This window comes from Rhodococcus jostii RHA1, assembly GCF_000014565.1.
Taxonomy (GTDB): Bacteria; Actinomycetota; Actinomycetes; order Mycobacteriales; family Mycobacteriaceae; genus Rhodococcus_F; species Rhodococcus_F jostii_A.
Genome location: NC_008268.1, coordinates 4,270,019 through 4,296,352 on the forward strand (window position 1 = coordinate 4,270,019; position 26,334 = coordinate 4,296,352).

Here is a 26,334-nt window from a genome sequence, read left to right on the forward strand (position 1 = left end):
TCCACTTCCTGACGGGTAGCTTGGTGAGTTGATGGCTGAAAAAGATGATGACCAGGTCGGGGCGAGCGAAGCGACGGGGAATGTCACCGGCAGCACAGGTGACATGACGGTCGCGCAGCTACGCGAGTGGCTGCGTAACTGGATTGCCGACGCAACAGGGCAACCGGTCGGTCAGATCACCGACGACCGCCCGATGGAAGAGTTCGGTCTGTCGTCTCGCGACGCAGTCGCGCTCAGTGGCGAGATCGAGGAACTGGTCGGCGTCACGCTCACCGCGACCGTCGCCTACCAGCACCCCACCATCGCGTCGCTGGCCACCCGCATCATCGAGGGCGAACCCGAGCAGCTCGACGACTCGGCCGACGCCGCGTACTACGCGTCGGCGCCGACGTCGGATGCGCACGACATCGCGATCGTGGGTCTGGCTTCCCGTTTCCCCGGTGCGGGTAAGACTCCTGCCGAGATGTGGCAGATGCTCGCGGAGGGCCGCGACGGCATCTCCGACCTGCCCGAGGGTCGCTGGGAGGAGTTCACCTCCGACCCGCAGATCAAGGCGGCCGTCGAGAAGGCCAACACGCAGGGCGGCTACCTCGACGACGTGAAGACCTTCGATGCGGAGTTCTTCGCGATGTCTCCGCTGGAGGTCGCGAACGTCGACCCGCAGCAACGCCTCGCGATGGAACTGACGTGGGAGGCACTCGAGCACGCTCGCATCCCGGCCAGCGACCTCAAGGGTGAGCAGGTCGGTGTGTTCATCGGCAGCTCGGCCAACGACTACCAGTTGCTCGCGGTCAGCGACCCCGTCCACGCGCACCCGTATGCGCTGACCGGTACGTCGACGTCCATCGTCGCCAACCGGGTTTCGTACTTCTACGACTTCCGCGGGCCGTCGATCGCCCTCGACACGGCGTGCTCGTCGTCGCTCGTCGCGGTGCACCAGGCGGTCCGCTCGCTGCGGTCCGGTGAGTCGGATCTCGCGCTCGCCGGCGGCGTCAACATGCTCGTGGCGCCCCCCGCCACGCTGGGCTTCGACCAGCTGGGTGTGATGGCCCCCGACGGCCGCATCAAGGCGTTCTCCTCCGACGCCGACGGCATGATCCGCGCCGAGGGCGGCGGTCTCGTGGTCCTCAAGCGTCTCGAGGACGCCGAGCGTGACGGCGACGAGATCCTCGCCGTCATCGCCGGCAGCGCCGTCAACCAGGACGGCCGCTCCAACGGTCTCGCGGCCCCGAACCCGGATGCGCAGGCCGACGTCCTGCGCCACGCCTACCGGGACGCGGGCATCAACCCCGCCGGCGTCGACTACATCGAGGCGCACGGCACCGGCACCATCCTCGGCGACCCCATCGAGGCCGACGCGCTCGGACGCGTCGTCGGGCGTGGACGCGCCGACGACAAGCCCGCGTTGCTCGGCTCGGCCAAGACCAACTTCGGTCACCTCGAAGCCGCCGCGGGCGCCGCGGGCCTGATCAAGGTCGTGCTGTCGATGCAGGAAGACACCCTGCCGCCGACGCTGAACTTCGCCGGACCCAACCCGTACATCGCGTTCGACAAGGCGCACCTGCAGGTCATTCCCGAGGGTGCGGCGTGGCCGCGCTACACGGGCACGGCCGTCGCCGGTGTGTCCGGCTTCGGTTTCGGTGGCACCAACGCGCACGTCGTCGTGCGCGAGTACACCGGACCTGCCGCGGATGACGCGGCCGAGATCACCGAGCCCGCTGTTCCCGCCGAGGAATCGGTGGCCGAGGCCGTCGAGCCGACGGTCGTTCTCGCCGTGTCGGGTGCGCTGCCGTCGCGTCGTCGCCGTGCCGCCGCCGATTTGGCCGACTGGCTGGAGACCGAAGAGGGCAGCACCACTCCGCTCGCCGACGTCGCGCGCTCGCTCGCCCGCCGCAACCACGGCCGCTCGCGTGCCGTCGTCCTGGCGAAGACCCGCTCCGAGGCCGTGACCGGGCTCCGCGCCATCGCCGCCGGAAAGCCGGGGCAGGGTGTGTTCTCGGCGGATTCGCCGTCGTCGAAGGGCGCCGTCTGGGTCCTGTCGGGCTTCGGTTCGCAGCACCGCAAGATGGCCAAGCAGCTCTACCTGGAGAACCCGGTCTTCGCGGCCGCCATCGACGAGGTCGACGCGCTGATCGAGGACGAGGCCGGCTACTCCATGAAGGAGAAGTTCCTCGACGACGCGATCGACTACGACGTCGAGACCTCCCAGGTCGGCATCTTCACCATCCAGATCGGTCTGGCGGCCCTGCTGCGTCACCACGGCGCCCAGCCCGAGGCCGTGGTCGGACACTCGATGGGTGAGGCTGCCGCCGCGTACATCTCGGGTGGTCTGCCGCTCGAGGACGCGGTGCGGGTGATCTGCGCCCGGTCCCGCCTCATGGGAGAGGCCGAGGCCACGCTGGAGGGCGACGACATCCGTCTGATGGCGCTCGTCGAGTACAGCGCGTCCGAGATCGAGACCGTTCTCACCGACTTCCCGCACCTCGAGGTCTGCGTGTACGCGGCGCCGACGCACACCGTGATCGGTGGCCCCGAGCCCGAGGTCAACGCCATCGTCGCGCGCGCCGAGGGCGAGGAGAAGATGGCCCGCGTCCTCAAGACGAAGGGCGCCAGCCACACCTCCCAGGTCGATCCGCTGCTGGGCGAGCTGGCCGCGGAACTGGCGGGCATCGAGCCGACCAAGTTGAAGCTGGGCGTGTACTCGTCGGTCGACCAGGACACGTACTACCGCGCCGGCCACGAGCCGATCCACCGCGAGGAGTACTGGACCAAGGGTCTGCGCCACAGCGTGTACTTCACCAACGCCGTCCGCCTCGCCGTGGGCAGCGGGCACACCACGTTCGTGGAGCTGGCGCCCAACCCGGTAGCCCTGATGTCCGTCGCCGCCACCGCGTTCGACGCCGGTCTGCACGACATGCAGCTCATCCAGACGCTCAAGCGCAAGGAGGACGAGCCGCTCGGTGTTCTCGCAGCGCTCGCGCAGCTGTACGTGCACGGGCACGCCGTCGACCTGTCGTCGCTGCTCCCCGAGGGCGACTTCGCGTCCGTTCCGCGGACCGCGTGGATCCGCAAGCCGTACTGGGTGGAGACCCGCATCGATTCCAGCGGCAACACCCGCGTCCCCGGTGCGCACGTGTCGCTGCCCGACGGCCGCCACGTGTGGGAGGTCCAGGCAGGCGCGGTCACCGACCTGCCCGCACTGGTCACCGCCGCCGCGTCGCAGGTGCTGTCGGACGTGACGCTCGCCGCGTCCGTTCTGCACGCCCACACTCCGGCGGAGGGCACGCTCACCACCACGCTCAACCCGCATCCGGGTGGCGCGTCGCTGCAGGTGCACGCGAAGAGCGGCCCGAGTTTCACGCTGCTGTTCGATGCCGCCGTCACGTCCGGTGCGGCGCTTCCCGAACCCGTCGTCGCGCCGCCGGTGCAGTCGACCTCCCCGGTGGAGGAGCTGCCCGAGGTCGTCGAGGACATCGGTGAGAAGTGGGACCCGAACGGTTCGCAGACCCTCGAGGATCGTCTGGCGCTGATCGTCGCCGAGTCCATGGGCTACGCCCCGGAAGACCTGCCCGCCGAGATCCCGCTCATCGAGCTGGGCCTCGACTCGCTGATGGCCGTCCGCATCAAGAACCGCGTCGAGTACGAGTTCGACATCCCGCAGCTGCAGCTGCAGGCGGTCCGGGACGCGAATCTGATGGAGGTCGGCAAGTACCTGCGCTACGCGGTCGAGAACCGCGAAGAGGTGCAGGCGCTGGCCGACAAGCAGAAGGCCGAGAAGGAAGCGGAGGAGGCCGCGGAGGCCGACCGTGACGCAGAGGCCGACCGTGACGCAGAGGCCGCTCGTGACTCCGAATTCGATGCGTCCCCGCTCGACGCCGAGGACACGTCCGTGGAGGCCGAGGCCGAGGCGATCCTCGCGGCCACCCCGGTGCCGGAGACGGCCGCGGCTCCCGAGGCGGCCGCCGTGGACAGCAAGGAAGCGTTCGCCGACGCGACCGGTTCCGACGTTCCGCCGCGCGACGCCGCCGAGCGCCTGACGTTCGCCACGTGGGCCGTCGTCACCGGCGAGTCCGCCAAGGGCATCTTCAACACGCTGCCGATCCTGAACGACGAGACGGCTGAGAAGCTGGCGGTGCGGTTGTCGGAACGCGCGAACGGTGAGATCACGTTCGACGACGTCCTCGACTCCACCACCATCGAGGAACTCGCCAACGTGGTGCGTGGATTCCTCGAGGATTCCGGCAAGATCGACGGGCTGGTCCGCGCGTTGCGGCCTCGCCCGGAAGGATCCGACGCCGTCCCCGTGTTCGTGTTCCACCCGGCCGGTGGTTCGACCGTCGCGTACGAGCCGCTGCTGAAGCGTCTGCCCGAGGGCACGCCGATGTACGGGTTCGAACGCACCGAGGGTCCGATCGAGGTCCGGGCGGCGGAGTACCTGCCGCTGATCCGCGAGATTCAGGGTGACGGACCGTACGTGCTGTACGGCTGGTCGCTGGGCGGTGTGCTGGCCTACGCGGTGGCGAAGCTGCTGCGTGAGTCGGGCGCGGACGTTCGCATCGTCGGCCTGATCGACACGGTCATGGCCGGTGAGAAGGTCGAGGACACCCCGGACGAGATCCGTAAGCGCTGGCAGCGGTACGCCGCGTTCGCGAAGAAGACGTACAACGTGGACTACCCGCTGCCGTACGACAAGCTCGCCGCGGCGGAGAGCGACGAAGAGCAGATCAAGATCCTGACGGAACTGCTCAAACTGAGTGGCACGAAGATTCCGGGTGGAATCATCGAGCACCAGCGCACGTCGTGGCTCGACAACCGGGCCATCCAGACCGCCGAGCTCGCGCAGTACGACGGCGACGTCGTCCTGTACATGGCCGACCGCTACCACGACGACGTGATGAACCTGGAGCCCGCGTTCAAGACCAGGAAGCCGGACGGCGGCTGGGGCGACGCGGTGAAGAACCTGGAGATCATCCACGTGGGCGGCGATCACATCCAGATCGTCGACGAGCCGTACATCGCGAAGGTCGGTGCCGACCTCACCAAGAAGCTGGCGGCGATCCAGGCCGCCGGAACCGGAGCGCATCAGTGACAACCACGACCGCAGAGAAGCTTGCCGAACTGCGCGAAAAGCTCGAAACGGCAAAGGAACCCGCGGGCGAACAGGCTATCGCCAAGCGCGCGAAGAAGGGCATTCCGAGTGCGCGCGAACGCATCGACATGCTGCTCGACCCGGGAAGTTTCATCGAGGTCGGCGGCCTGATGCGCCAGCCCGGTGATCCGGGTGCCCTGTACAGCGACGGCGTCGTCACCGGCCACGGGACCGTCGAGGGACGCCCGGTCGCGGTGTTCTCGCACGATCAGACCGTGTTCGGCGGTTCCGTCGGCGAGATGTTCGGCCGCAAGGTCGCCGCGATCATGGAGTTCGCCGCCAAGATCGGCTGCCCCTGCGTCGGCATCAACGACTCCGGTGGAGCGCGTGTGCAGGACGCGGTGACGTCGCTGGCCTGGTACGCGGAGCTCGGCCGTCGGCAGGAACCGCTGTCGGGTATGTGCCCGCAGATCTCGATGATCCTCGGCAAGTGCGCGGGCGGTGCGGTGTACGCGCCGATCAACACCGACGTCTTGGTGGCCACCGAGGAGTCGTACATGTTCGTCACCGGACCCGACGTGGTCCGGAAGATCACCGGTGAGGACGTCAGCCTCGAAGAACTCGGCGGCGCCCGGAACCAGGCCCAGTACGGCAACCTGCACCATGTGGCGGCCGACGAAAAGGCTGCGTTCGAGTGGGTGCGCAAATACCTCAGCTTCCTGCCGTCGAGTTGCATGGAGAAGCCGCCGGTGGTCAACCCGGGTCTCGAACCGGACATCACGGACTCCGACCGCGACCTCGACACGTTCATCCCGGATGCCGACAACGCCGGCTACGACATGCACGACATCCTGCTGCGGATCTTCGACGACGGTGAGTTCCACGAGATCGGTGGGCAGGTGGCGCTGAACATCATCACCGGCTTCGCCCGCGTGGACGGGCGCACGGTCGGCGTGATCGCCAACCAGCCGCTGGTCGCGGCCGGCGCGCTGGACGCCCAGGCCTCGGACAAGGCCGCGCATTTCATCCGCATCTGCGACGCCTTCGACATCCCGCTGGTATTCGCGGTCGACACGCCCGGGTTCCTCCCCGGCCTCGAACAGGAGCGGATCGGTGTCATCAAGCGTGGCGGCCGGTTCATCTTCGCGTTCGTGACGGCGACGGTCCCGAAGGTGACCGTCGTGATCCGCAAGGCGTACGGCGGCGCGTACGCCGTCATGGGCTCGAAGCAGCTGGGCGCCGACATCAACTTCGCGTGGCCGACCGCCCGCATCGCGGTGATGGGCGCGGAGGGTGCTGTCGACCTCATCGGGCGCAGGCAGATCGAGGCCGCGGGTGAGAACGCTCCCGCCGTCCGCAGGCAGCTGATCAACTTCTACAACGAGAACATCGCGACGCCGTACATCGCGGCGGAGCGTGGCTACATCGACGCCGTCATCGAGCCCGCCACCACCCGGCTCGAGATCCGCAAGGCGCTGACGATGCTGCGCGACAAGAAGGTGCAGCGCAACCCGCGCAAGCACGATCTGATGCCTCTGTAGGTGACTCATGCCGACCGCAGCTTCGGTTCGGTGTGGACGAACACCGGTGGCCGGGGGCGCGACGCCGCCAGCGTGTGTGCCGTGCGGAGATCCGCGAGCACCGTCGCCGGGTCGGCCTGGATCTGCTTCGGCAGGTGCGTCACGACGATGATGCCCTCGCGCTGCATGCGCGCCCGCCGCCTCATCGTCGCCTCGTGGAGTTCTGGCGAGAAGTGGTACTTCAGCGAGTCGATCTCCCAGGCGACGGCGACATCGTCCAGCCAGCCGTCGGGACGGGCGATCCACAGCCCGGCAGCGGACAGGACGTCCACGTTGTGCCGCATCGGCGGAAGACCGCTCATCGCATACACCTTCTGCGCGTGCACCTCGGCGACGGAATGCGCGTCGGCGCTCAGTTCACGCAGGACCGCGCGGGGCAGGCGGCTTCCGCGGTCGCTGCCGTGCGCGAGTTCACGAACGAGTTCGTCGACGGTCACGTCGCCGCGCTGGATGCCGCCGGCGAGGAGCGCCCGGCAGCTGTCGGCCTGAAGCGTGCGGCGTCCCGCGTCCAGGAGGCTGCGCGCCGGGGGAGCGAGGCGCAGGAGCCCCCGGTGGACCGGTGTGGGCATGCGCCACGTCCGCTCGACCTTCACGTATGCCCAGTCCCGTCGGTGCCGGGTGGACGGGATGAGCAGCAGCACGTCGTTCCGGGCCGCCGACGAGGTGTAGCCGAACGCGGCGAGCGCGGCGTGACCCGACAGCAGCGCGTCCGGACCGCCGTATTCGAGCGCCGCCAGATTGCGCTGCAGCGTCGTCGGCGGCCCGTTGTGCAGCAGGACCACGCCGGGAAGGATCCGCTGCCAGGGACCGCCGTCGGCGCAGCGTGAGGAGATGGTGCCCTTCGCGACACCCAGCCGTTCCGGGGTGGCCGCGCGGACCACACCGTCGCGGCTGACGGCGGCTATCGCAGAGAGATCTTCGGCCCAGGTTCCTCGTCGCATGGGTCAGAGCATGCCGCGGGCGAATCGGACCGTCGCCGGAAAGCCCACGTCGGAAATTGCCCTGTGGATGGACGGAAGGCTGTGGACAACTCCGCGGGTGGCGGAGCTGTTTCGCCGTGTCGGACCGCCCGGCGCGGCGCCCGATGTGACATTCGTTCAGTCAGACGGAACGCGTGTGACATCGGGCGACGCAAGCAGGGCAGGCACAAGAGAGCAGGCGCAAGCGGGCAGGCTTACGGGCTGCTGTACACCCGCAGGGTGCCCGGCTTCCACAGTCCGGATCGGGTGGCGGTCTCGGTGTCGACCGTGGCCGCGGTGGCGTCCGGGTAGTACCGGTCGAAGCGCTCGAGGGAGCCCCAGTCGCGGCCCCAGTCGTCCCGCATGTAGGTGGGGATGGCCGTGGCGCTGGCGAGCAGTTCGGTGAAGCCGAGGGGGCCACCGTTTTCCGGGGATTGCCAGGTGTCGGTGGAGCTGACGGCCAGCGGGCGGTCGGGGAGGATGCGGTAGTTCGGCATCTCCGCGACACCGTACTGGTGGTCGAACGGACGCTGGCACGGGAACTGCAGTCCGACGGCCCAGTCCAGCAGAACCGGCTGTGAGCTGCCGATCGTCGAGTTGAGGGTCTCGAGCTTGGGAACCCGCGGCGGGGTGAAGGCCAGCCACTGGTCGCCGGTGAGGTTGGGATCGTTCGCGACGATCCGCACGGAGTCGGCGTCGGGGGACAGTTCGCTGATCGGGACGCGCAGGTTGCGCCACGACGGTGCGGGTCCGATGTCCTTGGGCAGGTAGGTGCCCTGGGCCTGCACGGTGCCGTCGGGCTGACGCTTGCCGTATTCGAGGAGCAGTGACTGACCATAGGTGAGGGCGCCGGTCGAGTCGACCGACCAGATGCGTCCTGCGGCGGACATGACGATCAGCGGGGCGTCGTCGCTGCGCTCGGGGAGTGCGTACCAGCTGGACGACAGCGTCGCCGGTTCCTGCACGCCTTCCTGGTAGCTGCCCATGACGGGTGTGGTGCCGGGGTCGAGTCCGAACGGCAGCTTGGCGGTGCTGCCGTTGACGCCGACGTTGCCGGTGCCGCCGCTGGTTCCGGCGCTCGATCCGGTCTCGAAGCTGGGCCCGACGCTCTGGTTGTCGGTGTTGCCCATGCCCTGCTTGACCTCGACGTAGTCGGCGGTCAGGTCGGACGGCACCCCGTTGGGGGAGAAGCCGACGGGATCGGCTCCGCCGAGCGGGTCGGCGGGGTTCGCCAGCGGCTGCGCGGGATCGTTGATGGGCGTGAGGTTTCCGCCGTTGGTGTCGCCTTCGACGAGCACGTCCTCGGCGAGTCCGCACGTCTGCCCGGTGAGGGAGTCGAAGTTCGACCGTGCCAGCGAGTACGCCGGGTACTGGGAGACGGCGCCCTTGAGGAGTGAGAGGACTTCGAACAGCACCATGATGCCGGCGATGACGGTGAGCGGGGCGGCCGCAAATTTCCTGATCCGCCTGCCCTTCTCGGTGTTGGCGCGGGCAGGTGGCGCGGCGAATCCCTCACGCAGGTACTGCCAGGCGGCCAGTGCCACGGCCAGCCCGAACAGGACGAGGAAGAACGTGTTGGACTGGCGGCCGCCGATGGAGACCGTCTTGTCGAACCACGGCACGCCGTAGCTCGAGACGTACCAGTAGCCGTTGATTCCCGCGAACGTCAGGGCCAGCATGAGGAGCAAGCCGGCGAGGAAGATCGTGCGGTTGCGGCGCGACCGCAGCGCGGACGCCGACACGGCGACGGCGGTGAGTGCGGCCAGGGAGCCGGCGATGCCCGCGTACGCCCCGAAGTGGTGGGTCCACTTGGTGGGGTTGAACATCATGAAGAAGATCGTGCCGAACACGACACCGAGCAGACGCCACGACGGTCCGGTGGCGGCGCCGGGGATCCGCTTGCGGCGCAGCAGGATGAACAGCGTCGTCAGCAGGCACAGGATCATCGTCAGGAACGCGAAGCGGCGAGCCACGGAACCGTCGACGGTCGGGACGAAGAGGTAGTAGTAGCGCAGGAAGTCCTTGTACCACTCGAGGTTCGGGCCGATCAGGGTGCGGACCCGGGTGGCCTCCATCACCGCGGCGACGGTCTGGTCGGCGAACACCACCACCAGGACGATCGTGCCCGCGGCTGCGATCGGAGCCAGCAGCGGCAGCGTCCCCACCTGGCGGTGGCGCTTGACGACGATCCGGACGAGCGGACGGGCGCCGGCGAGCAGGGCGGCCACACACATCAGTCCCGTCGGGGCGGCCGCGAGCGTGAACGCGCCGATCAGGACGGCGACAGCCGCGGGGAGGAGGCGTCCGGTCGCGATGGAACGCTCGATGGAGCACCACGTGAGCAGGGCGCCGAGCGCCACGATGGGCTCGGGCCGCAGGCCGTTGTTGTAGGGCAGCCAGAACGCGAGGAAGACGAGTCCGCCGGTCCACAGCGCGACCTTGTTGCGCCGGACGGACCGGCCGAGGCGCGGAGCGACCTCCCGGCTGATCACCATCCAGCACAGGATGCCGGCGACGAGGGCGGGCAGTCGCATGAACGGGCTGGCCGTCGAGATCTTCGCCATCGCGGCCAGGACGTCGTAGTACCAGCCGAACGGCGCCTCGGGGACACCGAACCAGCGGAAGTAGTTGGCCATGTAACCGGCGTGGTCGGAGACTCGGGCCATGGTGAGGAGGTAGCCGTCGTCGGACGTGTTGGCGCCGATGAAGTGCCACAGCACCAGCGTGCCCACGACGATCGTGTCGAGTCCGGTGAACTTCCACCAGTGCGACGGAAGGAAGTTGCGGTGCCCGCGCCCGTCCGTGCCGTCGAGGCGGCCGAGAGCGACCAGGGCGACGGCCGTGGCGAGGAGGGCCACGATCATGGCGACGAGCTTGATCAGCGTGGGGCTCGACGAGAACCGGGAGTCGACGTTCATCGTGAACGACAGGCCTGCCGGCGCCGCCCCGTCGCGGAGGTCGCTGAACACGCCCACCACCTGCGGGCGGAGGTCACCGGTGAGGGAACCGGCAATCGGGTCACCGGTCGGAGTGGTCAGACCCACGAACTCGGCGGACGTCGCGTCGATGTTCGACGTGATACGGATCTCGGTGCAGGCGCCCGACTGCACCTGTTCGCGCGGCGCCGTCGCGATGGTGACGTTGCGGTCGAGCACGTCGACGGACTTGTCCGATACCCGCACGAACATCGCATTCAATGCCGCACCCTCGCCCTGTGCGGGGGCGGTGGCCAGCAGGATTCCGCCCTGCGGGGGGAGCCCGGCCACGGCGGAACACGGGATCGCGGCCGACAGATCGACCGGGACCTGCGACATCAGCGGTGCCTCGAGGTCGCCGACGACGCCGTTCTCCGGCCAGTTCACCGCTGCGGTGGTCTGCTGCACCGGCATGAACGGAGTGGCCACTGCCAGCACGAACCCGATGAGTCCGGTGACGATGGCGATCAGACGAGCGGTCCGGTACTCACTCCGCCGGTCCTGGCGAGCAGGCGGCGAAGTGGGTTCGGCGTCGGAGACGGAAGTTGTCAGAGCGTCGGGCACGGTTGTCGATGGTATGTCAGGAACCTGAGTAGGCATATTGCCGCCTACCAGAGGGTAGGGACACTTCTAGTAGTAACGCACCGGTCCGGCCGACCAGGTGCCCGACCTGGTCACCTGTTCGGATTCGACCTGCGCGGGCGTCGCCGACTCGTCGAGCGGTGTGTACCGCTCGAGCGAGCCCCAGTCGCGGTCCCAGTCGTTCGACAGGTAGGTGGCCAGCGTGCTCGCCGACAACAGCTGGTCGGTCCAGCCCAGCGGGCCGCCGCCGAACTTGTCCTGCCAGGCATTGGTGGACTCGGCGCCGATGCGGTCGGGGAGGACACGCCACTGCGGGACCTCGGCGACGCCGTAGCGGTGGTCGAAGGGCCGCTGGCAGGGGAAAGCGAGCCCGACGGCCCAGTCGAGGAGCACGGGGTCGCTGGAGCCGACGACGGTCTGCAGGGTCTGCATCGTCGGCACCCGGGGCGGTGTGACCGCCAGCCACTGGCCGGGGTCGGTGTCCGGGTCGTCCGCGACAAGTCGGACCGTGTTCGCCTCGGCGGGCAGCTGGTCGAGCGGCACGCGCAGGTTGCGCCACGACGGGGACGGTCCGATGTCGATCGGGTCGACGGTGCCGAGCGCGGTGACGGAACCGTCGGGGCCGGTGACCCCGTACTCGACCTTCAGACTCTGACCGGGGGTGACGACGCCGTCCGCGTCGACCGACCGGATGCGTCCGGCGGCCGAGATGGTGAGGATCGGGGCGTCGTCGCTGCGGTCGGGCAGCCCGTACCAGCCGGTGGTGAGGGAGGCGGGTTTCTGCTCCCCGCCCGGCTGGTAGCTGCCGAGGACCGGGGTCCGGGCGGGGTCGAGGCCGAACGGCAGCGTCACGGTGCTGCCGTTGACGCCGGCGGTGGCCTCGGTGCCGCCACCGGTGCCGGAGCTGGTGCCCGTCGTCGTCTCGTCGGTCTCGGTGTCGACGGTGTTGGCGCCGCCGGTGGCGATCTTCTCGGAGTCGGCGGTGAGGTCGTCGGCGATGCCGTTGGGGGTGAAGCCCTCCGCGGACGTCGTGCCGAACGCGCCTGCGCCGTTCGGGTCGGTGACCGGGGTGAGCGGCTGGAGGAGGGCGGCGGTGGGGTCGGTCTCGACGAGGACTTCGTCGGCGAGCGCGCACGAGTTGCCGGTCACCGACTCGATGTTGGCCTTCGCGATGGAGTAACCGGGGTACTGCGCGACAGCCCCCTTCAGCAGCGACAGCACCTCGAACAGGACGACGGCACCGGCCGCGACGGTCAGCGGCGACGGCGCCAGCATCCGGGCACGTTTACCGTTGGGCTTCTTGCCGTTCTCGTACGGTTCGCGGACGTGGTACCAGGCAGCGAGGAGCAGCGTGAGGACCGTGAGGCCCAGGAACAGCGTGGAGAAGCCCTTGCCCGCGATCATCGGCGGCTTGTCCCACCACGGAACGCCGTAGCTGGACACGTACCACCAACCGTTGGAGCTGGTGAACGCGACCGCGAGGATGAACAGGACACCTGCGGCGAACAGAGTGCGGTTCCGTTTGGAGCGAATGCTCGCGGCCCCCACCCCGACCGCGGCGAGCACCGCGACGGAGCCGGCGAGACCCGCGTACACACCGAAGTGGTGCGTCCATTTGGTGGGCGTGAACATCATCAGCAGCAGGGACGCGAACACGATGCCGAGGATGCGGCGGGACGGTCCGATCGCGGTGCCGGGCACCTTCCCCTTGCGGAGGATCAGCATCACGCAGACCACGACGCACAGCAGCATCACGAACACGCCGAATCGGCGGGCCAGCGAGCCGTCCGGCGAGATCCCCATGAGCGAATCCCAGCGCAGCCGCTCGTCGAACCAGGCCACGTTGGGGCCGAGGGCGGTGCGGACGCGCGTCGACTCGAGCACCGTCGCCAATGTCTGATCTGCGAAGACGGCCACCATCACGACGGTTCCCGCGGCGAGGATCGGCAGGATCTGGGACGCGAATCCCACCCGGTGGCCCCGCGCGATGACGATCTGCAGGATCGGCCGCGCGCCGGCGATCAGGGCGGCGATGCAGATCAGGCCCGACGGCCCGGCCGCGAGCGAGAACGCGGCGATGAGCACGGCGACGGCACCGGGGAGCAGTCGTCCGGTGGCGATGGCGCGCTCGATCGAACACCACGTGAGGAGGGCGCCGAGAGCGATGACCGGTTCGGGACGCAGCCCGTTGTCGTACGGCAACCAGAAGGCCAGGAAAACCAGTCCGCCGGTCCAGAGGGCAGTTCTGTTGCGCCGCACGGCCACACCGAGGCGGGGGATGACCTCCCGGCTGATCACCATCCAGCAGAGCAGGGCGGCGAGGAGTGTCGGCAGTCGCATCCACATGCTCGCGGTGCTCACCTTCGCCAGCGCCGCGAGGAGTTCGTACGACCATCCGAACGGCGCCTCGGGGACACCGAACCAGCGGAAGTAGTTGGCCATGTAGCCGGAATGCTCCGACACCCGCGCCATGCCGAGGAGGTAGCCGTCGTCGGAGGTGTTGGCGCCGACCACGTGCCACAGCAGCAGCGTCCCGATCACGACGGCGTCGACACCGGTGAACTTCCACCAGTGCGCGGGCAGGAAGCGGCGCGCGCGGCGACCGTCGATGCCGTCCACACGGTGCAATGCGTACAGCGACGTCAGCGTCGCGAGGACGCACACGATCATCGCCAGCAGTTTGAGCAGGGTGGGGCTGGACGAGAATCGGGAATCCGGGTGGACGTGCACGTTCAACCCTGCCGGCGCCGCACCCTGCAGGTCGGTGAACAGGCCGACCATCTGCGGGCGCTGGTCGCCCTCGACGGAACCGGCGAGCGGTTCGGCGGTGCCCGTGATCTCCGCCGACGTCCGCCGGTGGTCGGACGTGACCGACAGGGCGGTGCAGCCCTGGAGATCCGCGGCGTCCGCCGAGATCAGGGAGATGCCGCGAATCGTGACGTCGACCGTGCCGCCGGCACCGCCCTTCACTACGAGGCCGTTCTTCTCGAAGTCGGGCGCGCGATTCGGGAGGGTGGAGACGACGGTGCCGCCGTCGGGTCCGAGTTGCGTGAACACCGAGCACGGCACGGTCACCTGCATGTCCAGCGGTGTGTACGAGACCAGTGGCGCCTCGACGCTGTTCAGGGTGCCGTCCTGCGGCCAGTCGATCGACGCGGCATCCTGCTTCACCGGGAGGAACGGGGTGGCCAGCGCGAGCACGAACCCGATCAGGCCGGTGACGATCGCGATGAGCCGGGAAGTGCGGATGGTCCGAAGGTCAGGCGGCGGGGGTTGGGACGGCACAGAACGATGTTAGGCGATTGCGGCTCCGCCACCCGTGAGTACTTGTCAACGCCCGGGGGGCTGTTGCGGAATTGAGTGAGGGCGGTCCGGGTGCGGGTGTCTCGTGCCGCGGTGGGTGCCGGTGCGGGGTGGCCCCCGCCGGGTCAGGGGGTGGCCGGGAGCGGGGTGCCTCCGGTCAGGTGGGTGAGGATCTTGCCGAGGTTGTGCACGGTGGCGTGGAACGCCCATTCGCTGCGGGCGCGGTCGAGGCCGCGGCTGGTGAAGCGGCGGAATCCGAGGTTGTGTTTGGCGTGCCCGAACACGGTTTCGGCGATGGGTGAGCGTTTGCGGTAGGTGGCGATACCGGCCTCGGTGCGCAGCCGGTGGGTCATGGCCTGGATCGGATCCGCTTGCGGCGGTGGCGGTCCGGTGACCGGATCAGCGGTGGCGGCGGCCTCGAGGTGACGGGATTTGCCGGTGGCGATCAACCGGTCCGGGCCCGGCGCGGTGAGGTTCTCGCGGGAGCAGTAGCCGGCGTCGAAGAGCATCACCCCGATCAGCTCCTCCGGGCTCGTGCCGGTCGGTTCCTTCCCACGTCGGGTGGCGTCGATCAGGTGCGCGGCCGCCCCGGCCTTGTCGACCATCTCGGGGAAATAGTCGTAGTCCGCCGGGCCGGTCCCGACCCCGGTGGCCAGGATCAACCCGTCCTCGCTGGTGAAGGCCTGGCAGTTGTAGCCCTGCACCCAGCCGCCGCCGCGCAGCGGCTGCAACCGCGAGTCGGGGTCGGTGGTGTTGCGGCGCCGCTGCCCGGCGGCGGCGGCGCGCTCACCCTGTTTGCGGAGGGCGGTGTCGAGTTCGGTGCGCCGGCGCCGGACCAGGTGGTGCTCGTCGACCGGCTTCGGTGCGAACCGGGTGCCCCCGCCCCCGGCCGCGGTGCCACCCTGGAACCGCTCGATCACCGCCTGCTGGGCGGCGACCGCCTCGGCCAGACGCCGCTCGGCGGCGGCGACCTCGGCCCCGACCGGCACCCGGCCCATCACCGTCTGGCCCGCGTCGAGCCGGGCCAGATAGTCCTGTGCTTTCCCCTCCCGCTCGCACTGTTCGGCGTCCTTCTCCGCGTCGAGCTGGGCCAATGCCTCGGCGATCCGGGCCGAGCGGGTGCTGGGATCGGCCAACTCCGCCGGCACCTGTCCCGGGCCCGAATCGTCCTCGCCGTAGAGGTCGTCCTCGGCGTCATCGGTGGCGGCGTGCGCGGCCACCGCGGCGGCGGCGATCCGCGCGGCCTCGGCCTCGGCTGCCCGGCGCAGCCCGTCCTCGGTGCGGTTGGCGTCCTTCGATGCGTTCGAGGCGATCTTCACCCCGTCCAACGCGATCGTCTCGAGTCGGCCCAGACCCAACCGTGCGGCCAGGATCAGGACCTGCGTGAACAGGGCCTCGCAGGCGGTGTGGTTGTCCTTGCGGAACCGTGAGATCGTCACGTGATCGGGGGTGTCGCCGGCGCAGATCACCCGGTAGGACACCACCTCCGAGCAGGCCCGCTCGATCTGCCGCGACGACCGCACCCCCCGCGACCACGCCCAGATCAGCAGGGTCACCAGCATGTCCGGGTCGTACCCGGCGCGCCCGGCACCCCCGGTGCGGCGAGAGCCGTGAAAGGCGCTGGTGTCGAGATGGGTGTCGACGATCTCGATCACCGTCCACACCGGATGCGTGGGCGGCACCCACTCCCGCATGTCCGGTGGCAACAAAAACTGCTGATCACGATTCACCGGTCGATACCCCTTGGCCACCAACACATTATCCAAGAAACATCAGGTCGGGGCGCCGCGGCACGCGGACACCCCGACCCGGAAATTTGAAACAGCCCCCCGGCGGTTAAGAAGTACTCACGGGACCGAAGGTCACGACCGCGGCGACGTCGTCGAGGGAGAGGTCGAGAACCCGGGCGACCGCGGCGATCGTGAAGAACGCAGGTGTGGCGATGCGCCCGGTCTCGATCTTGCGCAGGGTTTCGACGGAGATGCCCGCGTCGAATGCGACCGTGACCATGCTCATGTCTCCCCGCGCGGATCGCAGCAGCTCACCCAGCCTCTGCCCGCGTTCGAGTTCCTCTGCTGTCAACGGCACACGCACCATGTGCCATATAGTAATACCGGTATAGAAATTGGATCCCGACGTGGAGGGTGAGCCGTGGTCGAGTTGAAGTCGGCGGCCGAGGTGCAGGCGATGCGCGCGGCGGGCCGGGTGGTGGCCGACGCCCTGGCCGCCGTGCGCGAGGCGGCCGCGATCGGGGTGACGCTTCAGGGGCTCGATGCGGTGGCCGCCGCGGTGATCCGCGACGCGGGGGCGGAGCCCGTGTTCCTGAACTATCACCCGAACTGGGCGCCCAGCCCGTTTCCCGGGGTCATCTGCGCGAGCGTCAACGACGCGGTGGTGCACGGCATTCCCGGCGAATACCGACTCCGCGACGGTGACCTCGTCAGCATCGACTGCGGCGCCAGGCTCGCCGGCTGGTGCGGGGACGCCGCCGTGAGTTTCGTCGTGGGAACGGCCGACCCCGCCGACATCGCACTCGTCGAGGCCACCGAAGCCGCTCTCGCGCACGGCATTGCGGCCGCCCGGCCGGGAAACCGGTTGGGAGACATCGGTGCCGCCATCGGACTGTTCGCGCGCGGCGCGGGGTACGGGATGCTCGCCGACCACGGCGGGCACGGCATCGGCAGGCAGATGCACGAAGATCCGCACGTGCCCAATGAGGGTCGCGTCGGGAAGGGAATGCTGTTGCGTCCCGGGATGGTGATCGCGATCGAACCCATGCTCATCGGCGACGGCACCGACGACTACCGGCACGAGGCCGACGGCTGGACGCTCCGCACGGCGACGGGCGCCCGTGCCGCGCACAGCGAGCACACCGTCGCCATCGGTGAGGACGGACCGGAAGTGTTGACGCGGTAGGACTTTCCTACGTCAGTGCTCGCACGTCCCACACCCACACGCCGTCGACCGGCTTCGCGGGCGCCCCGACGAGCTGCTGGACCGTCTCGCGCAGAACGCGATCGTTCTGGGTGTGCGGCAGGACCAGGACGTCGGCGTTCCAGAACTTCAGGTCCGTCAGTGCCTGGGCTTTCGCCGCCTCGCCGATGACAGGCACCTGGCCGGACGACTGTGCGGACGCGAGCAGTAGTGCGGTGGCGCGGTCGTCGGGCCCGTACTTGCCCTGGTCCTCGCTGCCGGCCGGGCCGACGAAATACCCACCGGCGATGGGAAATGCGAGATCCTGCTCGGTCTGCCAGCGCAGCATCCGCGCGTTCTCCGGGGAGGGAAGCGGGACCGTGACGACGGAGCCGTCGGTGACGTACTCCCGCCACGTGCCGTCGGCGAAGAAACTCGGTGCGGTGTCACGCTGCACGACGGCGAGCGGCGTGGGCGCCAGCGGAAGCAGCGCCACCGCGAGCCAGCCGACCCACAGCAGGGTGGTGGTCCGCTGGCCCTCGCGGGCGGACGCCAGGGCGCGGTCGGTGCCCAGCGCGAGCAGCAGGGCGGCGGCGGGCAGGCAGCCCATCGCGAAGCGCGATTCGAGGACGGATTCGAGGAGCGGCAGGTGTGAGATCAGCTTCCACGGCAGGGGAATTCCGGTGTCCCAGCCGCCGATAGTCAGCGAAGTCCCGAGCGACAGGACGCCCATCACTGCGACGGTCGCGGCCGCGGCGCGAGCCAGGGGCATGCGCCACAGCCACAGGGCCGAGAGGCCGAGGAGGATCAGCAGGGGCCAGCCGAAATACGCGTTCTCCTCGGTGGCGTTCATGCTGAACTCGGCGGACCCGGGCTCGCCTGCCAGTGAGGACGTCGGAAAGCTGGTGAACGCTTCGGTGTCGTTGCCGACGGGGCCGTGTTCGATCGCCCGGTAGCTGTCGGGCCCGAAGAACTGCCACCACAGGGGAACGGCGGCGATGGCCAGCGCGACGCCGCCGGCAATCGCGAACCCCTTGATGCTGCGCGTGGCCGCCGCGAATGCCGCACGCGGACGTGACGCCGCGAAGGCGGCACCGAAAACCGCGAACGCCAGCGCGTAGATCAGCAGCGGTTCTTCGCCGAGGAAGATCTGATAGGCGATCAGCAAGCCGAGGACGATGCCGTCGCGCACCGGGCGCACACCGCTACCCAGCCTGATCACGGCCAGCGCGATGAAGGGCAGCAGGAACAGGGCGACGAAGTTGGGGTGCCCGTTGGTGTGCGAGATCAGGGCGGGGGCGAAACCGCACAGACCGCCGCCGACGGCGGCCGCGAGCCGCGACGACACGACATGCCGCGAAAACACCCAATACCAGGCAATCGCCGTGCCCGACAGGCCAAGTGTGAGCGCGAGAGTGAAGGTGACATTCGGTCCGAACAACAACGTGACCGGCGCCAGCGGGATGCTGATGCCGAACATGGCCGTGTTGCCCATGAGATTGACGCCCAGCGGGTAGTTCTGCAGGTCGCTGGAGAGCGGATTGTCCAGATGGACCAGAGAGCGGGCGGCGACCGCGAAGAACCACTCCCACATCGTCTGGTCCTGGCCGCTGCGCACCAGATAGCCGGTCCCGAGGTGTTTCCACTGGCGGGCCAACACGAATGCCGCGAGGCCGCCGTAGAAGACGACCGCCGCGACATCGGCCGGGTGCGGCCGGAGACGGGAGCGGAGAGGGCGAGCAGTGGTGCTGGTGCTCGATGCCTGGCGAGTGGTCTCGACCTGGGTGAGTATCTCAGTCACGCAGCTGCGCCTCCGGTTCTCGGGTCGATGTCAATCGACCGAGGGTACCGGAGGTCGCTGAGAGCTTCCTGGGTTGCGATCGCGTGATTGTTGCGTGTATCACATCAAGTTGATTTGTGAACTTCTGATCAATACAGGGATATTCTCCTGCCCCACTGGTTACGCTCAGCATGCTTTTTCGTATCGGTTGCAGTGCACTCTGAATGGGGTCGGCATGACGGACATCAGCACATCTCGATTTGGGTACAAACGATTCACACGCTCGGTGGCAGTCGCAGGCATCGCCGCGCTGGCCATGGTCATGGGCAATGGCACTGCGTCGGCCGGCGTGGACAATTCCAGCTCCGTGATCGACGCAAGAGGAAATCGCATCGAAGTCGTGCAGGGCGACACGGTGTATCAGGTCGTACCGCCGCTGGACGGCGTACCCACCAGCGTGGAGTTCTTCCACAACGGCTACGCCGGGGTCGCCATCACCGGGCCGAACGCGGAGGAGTTCAAGGGGACTCAGCTCACGGTCGGTTATCAGATCGGTTATCCGGTCGCACTGGCAGGCGCGACGATCGTTCTGAACACGCCCGGACTCGGGTTCGCGATCGGGTCGAGCAACGGAATCAACCTGGGACTCGTTCCGGACTTCACGCTGGACCTGAACGCGGGTACCAACGCGGAACTCGCCGGTGACATCATTCCGTCGCAGGAACTCGACATCGACCTGGAGCCCGGTGGAATCACCACCGTTCCGATCCTCGAGGGTCAGGAGTTCGACGGATCGGCCGCTGTGGTCAGGATGCAGGGAGTTCATGGCTCCATCTCCGGTGCTATCGGGCCGGTCACCATCCGTCCGTACGCGATGGCCGTGACGGAGAACGGTGACACCGTGATGACTTACGGTGTGCCGCAGAAGCTCAACTAGGCAGCCCGCCCGACAGGGTGCCTGACAGGGGTCGCCGGACTGACGTCCGGCGACCTTTGTCGACTGACATGGACGACGACGTCGCCTGTGATCCACGCGGCGGCACCGAGCAAGGCGATCACGAAAAGCATCCAGTGCCCGACGTAGGCACCGACGATCGCTCCGATCGTCACGGCGAGTCCGGCATGCACCACCACCTCACCGCCGGCGGTGCCGAGGAGGTAGTCTTCGGCACCGCTACCGGCACGTCGAGGGCCCACTGCATCCGGCATGACCGCTCCTCGCGACGACCCGACAATTCCCCTCGGGGCGCGGAAAATACCCGCCTCCCTGATTGGCTGCGGGGTTCCCGCGAGGTAGGCGAGATAAACGTGAACAGACCGATCAGTTTCTTGTGACGACCACGAACGGCCCGGTCTCCGACACCGTGAATCGGGGGCCGTCGAACAGTTCTTTCGGGAACGTGACGGTGTAGCGGCGCACGTTGGGATCGTTGGGATACACGTCCTCGGCGAGCCGCAGGGTGTACCCGTCGGGGCCCTGCCGGAACACGAACGCGTCGGGGGCGCGCCACGGCGCCGCGTCGAGTGCGGCCACCAACTGGTCGGGCGTCTCGAGTTCGCTCCAGTCCGCGATGGTCCGGGCGCGTCCGGCGAAGTCCGCCAGGGGATTCGAGTAGTGCGACGTCAGCGCCTGGAACCCGAGGTAGGGGTAGAAGCTGAGGAAACTGGTGTCGGCGGTGAGGACCACCGTGTCGTCGCGGTCGCGGGGGACCCGCGCCTGGATCAGCTCGTCGACTGCCGCGTAGTGGGCGGCGGCGCCGGGTGGGCGCTGGTCGGCGCGTTCACCGTTGCCGTCGGTGTCGGTGTAGGCGACGGCGATGTCGGAGTCGAGGAACTTGGGGATGTTCTGGACGAACGACAGCGCGCCCAGCACACCGATCACCAGGACCGCCCCCTTGACCCGCGGGTTGTCACTGGTCGCGAGCACGAGCCAGCCTGCGAATTCGACGAATCCGAAGACACCCGCCGCGCCGAGCAGGACGATCAGCACAGGCTCGAGCCGGAACGAGAGGAGGGTGCTGCCGAGCACGGTGACCGCCATCGACAGCAGCGACCACAGGTAGATGGCCACCACCCCGACGCCGAGTGCCTGCGCGCGCCGCGACGTCGACGCGCGGGCGACGAGCCAGATGGTGCCGAGCAGGCACAGCGCCCCGGTGAGGGAGAAGTGGATCATCGGCAGCGGCAGATGCGCGCCTGCCTCGGGCAGATAGTGCAGCGCTGTTCCCGACGCCGCGGGCGAACCGCCCACGACCTTCAGCAGATACGGCAGCCAGACGGTCAGTGCGAGAAGGCCGGACACTGCGGCGATCACGATCAGCCGGACCAGCGGATCGAACGCCGCCCGCCACGACTTCCGGGCGCGTATCCGCAGGGTCGCGGCGAGCAGTGCGAGCAGGGTGACCGCGAAGGCGGCGAGTCCGAGATACAGCGTGTAGAACGTGGCGGCGAGGCCGAGGAACAGTCCGGTGCCGATCACGGCGCCCCAGCCGCCGCGCCCGTCGACGCGGTTCAGACCGCCCCAGGCGAGGACGAGTGCGGGGCCGATCAGCAGGGTGATGACGGCGCCGTACGGTTCGGGTGATCCGTAGGCCAGGACGAGTGCCGTGGTCGCGAGGGACACGACGATGGCCAGGTCGTGGCGGATCAGGTTGCTCCACAACACCAGTGCCACGACGGCTGCGACGGCGAGCGATCCGATGGCGTACGGCTTGAAGGCTTCCCAGCCGTCCGTACCGAGGAGGTTGGCGACGCGCCCGCCCACCCAGAACCAGCCGGCCGGGTAGTACGGCGGCAGGTCGGCGTACGTCATGTCGCGCAACGCCGCCGAGTCGGTCAGCCGCGTGAGGTACTCGGTGCGGAACTCCTGGTCGACGGAGACGCCGTGCAGGTAGAGCTTGGTGGCCGCGAGCGGCAGACCGAGGGTGACGGTCACGAACCCGGACAGGCTCGCCCACGACAGCAGCCGGGCGAAGCGCGGGGCCCGGTGCAGTCGCACGAGCAGCACCGACACCGCGATACCTGCGATGGCCACGACCTGGCCGACGGTGGTGACGGCCTGGGTCACGTTGGACGAGTTGAACGCCGGCCACTGCACCCGCGCGAACGCGAACAGTCCGACCGCCGCCACCACTGCGGCCACGACGGCCCCCAGCAGCATTTCGACAGCTGTCGACAGGGACCGTCGGGCCGGTGCTACGTCTGCTTCCGTCACGAGGGCGAAGCTTAGATGGGCAGCTTCTTGAAGATCGGTCGCGGGATGTGCCGCAGGATCATCATCACGTAGCGGAAGGCGCCCGGCGCCCACACGAGATCCTTGCCCTTCTCCGCCGACGTGACGGCGAGCTTGGCCACGTCTTCCTTGTTCACGGTGAGCGGGGCTTCCTTCACGTCCGCGGACATGCGGGTGCGGACCTGGCCGGGACGGATGACGAGGACGCGCGGACCGAACTCGCGCAGTGCCTCACCGAGTCCGAGGTAGAAGCCGTCGAGTCCGGCCTTGGTGGATCCGTATACGAAGTTGGAGCGGCGCACGCGCTCACCGGCAGCGGACGACATGGCGATGATCTGCCCGAAGCCCTGCGCCTTCATCTTCTCGCCCACGAGCACGCCCACCGACACCGCGGCCGTGTAGTTGACCTCGGCGATCTGGACGGCCTTGCGCTGGTTCTGCCACAGTTCCTCGGCGTCGCCGAGCAGGCCGAACGCGACGATGGCGACGTCGACGTCGCTTTTGGCCCACGCCTCGTCGATGACCTTCGGGTGGCTCTCGGTGTCGACGGCGTCGAAGTCGATGACGTCGACGGCGTTGGCGCCGGCCGCCTTCAGCTGGGCGACGGCGGCATCGCGACCGGGATCGCCCGGCAGTGCGGCGAGGATCACCCGCATCGGCGCCTTCTTCAGGTACTCCTCGCAGATCGCGAGACCGATCTCGGAGGTGCCACCGAGCAGCAGCAGAGTCTGGGGGTTCCCGACAGCGTTGATCACTAGAGTTCCAACCTTCTGGACATATCGGAGGCGAAGACATTGGTGGGGTCGTACTTGCGGCGGGTGGCGATCCACTCGTCGATCCGCGGGTACATGGCGTGGAAGGTCTCGGCGGTGGTCCGCGAGTCCTTGGCCGTGTAGAGGCGGCCGCCGAACTTCAGGACCCGCTTGTCGAGTTCGGTGACGAACTCGTTCAGGCCGGGCTTGATGCGGAAGTCGACGCAGATGTTCCAGCCCGGGATCGGGAAGCTCAGCGGGGCCTGGTTGCCCTCGCCGAACAGCTTGAACACGTTGAGGAACGAGTAGTGCCCCGACTTCTGGATGTCGCGGATGATGGCCTTGAACTCCTCGACCGCGGTGGTCGGCACCACGAACTGGTACTGCAGGAACCCGTTGGATCCGTAGGCGCGGTTCCACTCACCGAACATGTCGAGCGGGTGGTAGAACTGCGTCAAGTTTTGAACCTTGTCGCGGTAGGTGCCGGACTTCCGGAACCACAGCTCGCCGATCATCGAGAAGTTGAACTTGTTGGCCAGGCCGTTCGGGAAGACGTCCGGGAATGTCAGCAGCTGCGGAGCGTCGAACGCAAGAGGGTTCTTCTGCAGCTTGGCCGGCAACTGGTCGAGCTTCGCGAGCGAACCGCGGGAGATCGCCGCGCGACCCAGCTTCGGCGGCGCCGCGATGGCGTCGAACCAGGCGCTCGAGTACTCGTAGTTGGATTCGCTGCCGTCGCTGTGCAGCGCGATGGTCTCGTCGAGCGTCTGGGTCACGTCACCGTCGGCGATGAAGTACGCCGTCTCGGTGGGCGTCATCTTGATGGTCGCCTTGAGGATGATGCCCGTCAGGCCCATGCCGCCGATCGTCGCCCAGAACAGTGCGCCCTTGGGGTCGTTGCGGCCGCCCTTCGGCGTCAGCGTGCGTACCTTGCCGTCGGCGGTGAGCAGGTCCAACGACACCACGTGGTTACCGAAGCTGCCGGCGCTGTGATGGTTCTTGCCGTGGATGTCGGAGCCGATGGCGCCGCCGATGGTGACCTGCCGGGTGCCCGGCAGCACCGGAACCCACAGCCCGAACGGCAGGGCCGCCTTCATCAGCTGGTCCAGGTTGACGCCGGCGTCGACCTCCACCAGGTGGGTGTCGCGGTCGATGCGGTGGATCCGGTTCAGCGCATTCATGTCGATGACCAGGCCACCGGCATTCTGCGCCGGGTCGCCGTAGGAGCGGCCGAGGCCACGGGCGATCACCCCACGCTGCAGGTGAGCGGGCTTCGACTCGTTCTGCTCCGCGACCTGGGCGACCGCTCGCGCGATCACTTCCACGTCGGGAGTGGACAGCACCTGCGCGGTAGTGGGCGCGGTGCGTCCCCAGCCGGTGAGGGTGCGGGTCTGTGTGGGGAGCGCCTGGGTGGGCGTCTCTTCTGCTGTCGTGGACATCGAGGTAGAGGGTACCCGGAGGCCGGCCCCGCGGGCCCGTGCGTACTTATCCACCGCACGCGGTCGACAAGTACTCACGGGGCGCTAGCCTCGTCGTCGTGTCAGAAACCCAGCCGAGTCACGAGCACGAACCGCACGTTCCGCTCCCCGTCGAGATCCCCGTCACCGAGAACATCGCGGACGACGCACTGGACCTGAAGACGCAGATCATCCGTTTCGTCCTGACCGGCGGATTGTCGGCGATCGTCGACTTCGGCCTGTACGTCCTGCTGTTCGAAGTTGTCGGGCTCCCCGTGAACGTGGCGAAGTCGATCAGCTTCATCGCGGGCACCACCACCGCGTACCTGATCAACCGCCGGTGGACGTTCAAGGCCGAACCGAGCCGTGCCCGCTTCGTGGCCGTCGTCATCCTCTACGCGGTCACGTTCGCCGTGCAGGTGGGCCTCAACTGGGTGATGTATCACGCTTTCCCCGACGAATGGTGGCGTCTGCCGCTCGCGTTCGTCATCGCCCAGGGCACGGCGACGGTCATCAATTTCGTCGTGCAGCGCGCGGTGATCTTCAAGATCCACTAGGGCCTGCCGGGCAACCGCACGGCAATGCCCTGGCGGGTGCTGCGATGACCCCGATCCGGGGGTTTCGGTAACGACTCAGCAACTTCTCTGGCGCGGCAGGCGTGTTCGGTGAGAATCGATCAATGCTGATTGTTCTCGACACCTCGGCCGTCACACGAGACGCGCGCTTCGAGACGTTCGTCCGGGACGCCCTCGACCAGGGCAGCCGGGTACTCGTTCCCCGCCTCGTCCTCGTCGAGGTCGCGCACCGGTACCAGCGGGAGTCCGTCGCGATGATCGACGCCCTGACCGTCCAGGCGCGGATGTACGACCGGCTCGGGCTCCGGGAGGACCTGTCCGTCTTCGTCGACGCCGCCCGGGCCAAGGCCGACGGGTACGTCGACTCGCTCGCCAGGCAGTTGGAGGCGATGGGCTGCGACGTGATCGAGCCGGCACACGCCTCACACCTCGAGATCGCCCGTCGCGAGTTGCAGCGTCGTCGGCCCTATGTGGACAAGAAACGGCACGGCTACACCGCCACCGTGAACTGGCTGACGGTCCTGGACATCGCCGATCGCCGCCCGTCCGAGGACGTGGTGTGGATCACTGCGAACTCCCGGGCGTTCGGCAGCGGCGAACCCTCGACGTGGCACGACGAGATCTGGGCCGAGCTGCAGGACCGTGGCCTCGAGAACCGGGTGCGGTGGGTGGTCGATCTCGACGACCTCGATCTGGGGGACACGGGCGTGCCTCGCCGCGAGCGGGTCTTCGAACCGGTCCTGCCGCCGCCGCCCGTGGCCGCGGTGCCGGCGCCACTCCCGCCCCGGCCTCCCCTCCCGCCCCGGGCACCCGTAGCGACTCCCGACACCGTGGAACCCCCGGCCGCGACGCTTCCTCCCGTGCACGTGGCACGACCCCGGGTGGCGCCGCAGCGGATCCTGCCCTCGGCCAACGCGGACACCGGCGGGCGCCGCGGCATCGGCAGGATGATGGGCGGACGAAAGCGCAAGGTCACCGTGGTGGACGAGCTCGACGAGCTCGATTTCGGCTGAGCCGACCCCCGATGGCCCGCTTGCCGCGCCTGCGATAACGATTCGGGCAGAGGGGATAACGACTTGGGGCCGAAGCCACCATGAGTGACACACGACCGCGGCGGGTACTCCAAGGTTGAAGTTACGT

At 68.5% G+C, this 26,334-nt stretch carries 16 protein-coding genes; 6 read left to right on the top strand and 10 right to left on the bottom strand.

The features are described 5' to 3' along the window. Positions 1 to 31: 31 nt before the first annotated feature. Both pks13 and RHA1_RS19765 read left to right on the top strand, forming a co-directional pair. Positions 32 to 5,089, top strand: coding sequence for a polyketide synthase Pks13 (pks13, locus tag RHA1_RS19760; protein WP_011596563.1), 5,058 nt, complete (start codon positions 32 to 34; stop codon positions 5,087 to 5,089). Then, positions 5,086 to 6,630, top strand: a complete 1,545-nt coding sequence (locus RHA1_RS19765) for an acyl-CoA carboxylase subunit beta (protein ID WP_011596564.1) — start codon at positions 5,086 to 5,088, stop codon at positions 6,628 to 6,630. Before pks13 ends, RHA1_RS19765 begins: the two co-directional genes overlap by 4 nt. A 5-nt stretch (positions 6,631 to 6,635) precedes the next feature. Here the strand turns inward: RHA1_RS19765 and RHA1_RS19770 are convergent, their stop codons facing one another. From RHA1_RS19770 to RHA1_RS19790, 5 genes are all read right to left on the bottom strand, one after another. Further along, positions 6,636 to 7,610: a hypothetical protein gene (locus tag RHA1_RS19770; protein ID WP_011596565.1), complete on the bottom strand. Its 975-nt coding sequence runs from the start codon at positions 7,608 to 7,610 to the stop codon at positions 6,636 to 6,638. A 233-nt stretch (positions 7,611 to 7,843) separates the two neighbouring features. Then, complete coding sequence (locus RHA1_RS19775; RefSeq protein ID WP_050787338.1) at positions 7,844 to 11,167, bottom strand: arabinosyltransferase domain-containing protein; 3,324 nt, start codon at positions 11,165 to 11,167, stop codon at positions 7,844 to 7,846. A 66-nt stretch (positions 11,168 to 11,233) separates the two neighbouring features. After that, positions 11,234 to 14,470 (bottom strand): arabinosyltransferase domain-containing protein, encoded by a 3,237-nt coding sequence (locus RHA1_RS19780; RefSeq protein WP_011596567.1) that lies wholly within the window; start codon positions 14,468 to 14,470, stop codon positions 11,234 to 11,236. Positions 14,471 to 14,613: 143 nt separating this feature from the next. Beyond that, a complete protein-coding gene (locus RHA1_RS19785) occupies positions 14,614 to 16,245 on the bottom strand; it encodes a transposase (protein WP_011596515.1) in 1,632 nt (543 codons plus the stop codon). 79 nt (positions 16,246 to 16,324) lie between these two features. After that, positions 16,325 to 16,585, bottom strand: coding sequence for a helix-turn-helix domain-containing protein (locus RHA1_RS19790; protein ID WP_011596569.1), 261 nt, complete (start codon positions 16,583 to 16,585; stop codon positions 16,325 to 16,327). Positions 16,586 to 16,639: 54 nt separating this feature from the next. Between RHA1_RS19790 and map the strand changes: the two genes are divergently transcribed. Further along, positions 16,640 to 17,404, top strand: coding sequence for a type I methionyl aminopeptidase (map, locus tag RHA1_RS19795; protein WP_011596570.1), 765 nt, complete (start codon positions 16,640 to 16,642; stop codon positions 17,402 to 17,404). Between the two features lie 7 nt (positions 17,405 to 17,411). On the opposite strand, the gene RHA1_RS19800 is transcribed toward map, so the two are convergent. Continuing rightward, complete coding sequence (locus RHA1_RS19800; RefSeq protein ID WP_011596571.1) at positions 17,412 to 19,202, bottom strand: glycosyltransferase family protein; 1,791 nt, start codon at positions 19,200 to 19,202, stop codon at positions 17,412 to 17,414. Between the two features lie 214 nt (positions 19,203 to 19,416). Here RHA1_RS19800 and RHA1_RS19805 point away from each other — a divergent pair, with 214 nt between their 5' ends. Then, the gene (locus tag RHA1_RS19805) at positions 19,417 to 20,118 is read left to right on the top strand and encodes an MspA family porin (RefSeq protein WP_011596572.1); all 702 of its coding nucleotides are present in this window, start codon (positions 19,417 to 19,419) and stop codon (positions 20,116 to 20,118) included. Here the strand turns inward: RHA1_RS19805 and RHA1_RS19810 are convergent. From RHA1_RS19810 to dprE1, 4 genes are all read right to left on the bottom strand, one after another. Continuing rightward, positions 20,115 to 20,390: a hypothetical protein gene (locus tag RHA1_RS19810; RefSeq protein WP_011596573.1), complete on the bottom strand. Its 276-nt coding sequence runs from the start codon at positions 20,388 to 20,390 to the stop codon at positions 20,115 to 20,117. The genes RHA1_RS19805 and RHA1_RS19810 overlap by 4 nt on opposite strands. 112 nt (positions 20,391 to 20,502) lie before the next feature. Next, positions 20,503 to 22,395: a galactan 5-O-arabinofuranosyltransferase gene (locus tag RHA1_RS19815; RefSeq protein ID WP_011596574.1), complete on the bottom strand. Its 1,893-nt coding sequence runs from the start codon at positions 22,393 to 22,395 to the stop codon at positions 20,503 to 20,505. Positions 22,396 to 22,406: 11 nt separating this feature from the next. Next, complete coding sequence (gene dprE2 / locus RHA1_RS19820) at positions 22,407 to 23,168, bottom strand: decaprenylphospho-beta-D-erythro-pentofuranosid-2-ulose 2-reductase (RefSeq protein ID WP_005248822.1); 762 nt, start codon at positions 23,166 to 23,168, stop codon at positions 22,407 to 22,409. Beyond that, positions 23,168 to 24,601 carry a decaprenylphosphoryl-beta-D-ribose oxidase gene (gene dprE1, locus RHA1_RS19825; protein ID WP_005253221.1) on the bottom strand — a complete coding sequence of 478 codons (1,434 nt, stop codon included), beginning with the start codon at positions 24,599 to 24,601 and terminating at the stop codon, positions 23,168 to 23,170. The genes dprE2 and dprE1 overlap by 1 nt, the downstream gene beginning before the upstream one ends. A gap of 98 nt (positions 24,602 to 24,699) precedes the next feature. On the opposite strand from dprE1, the gene RHA1_RS19830 reads away from it, so the two are divergent. Beyond that, positions 24,700 to 25,176, top strand: a complete 477-nt coding sequence (locus tag RHA1_RS19830) for a GtrA family protein (RefSeq protein WP_009477153.1) — start codon at positions 24,700 to 24,702, stop codon at positions 25,174 to 25,176. Between the two features lie 122 nt (positions 25,177 to 25,298). Then, positions 25,299 to 26,207: a PIN domain-containing protein gene (locus RHA1_RS19835; RefSeq protein WP_011596576.1), complete on the top strand. Its 909-nt coding sequence runs from the start codon at positions 25,299 to 25,301 to the stop codon at positions 26,205 to 26,207. The last annotated feature ends 127 nt before the right edge of the window (positions 26,208 to 26,334 follow it).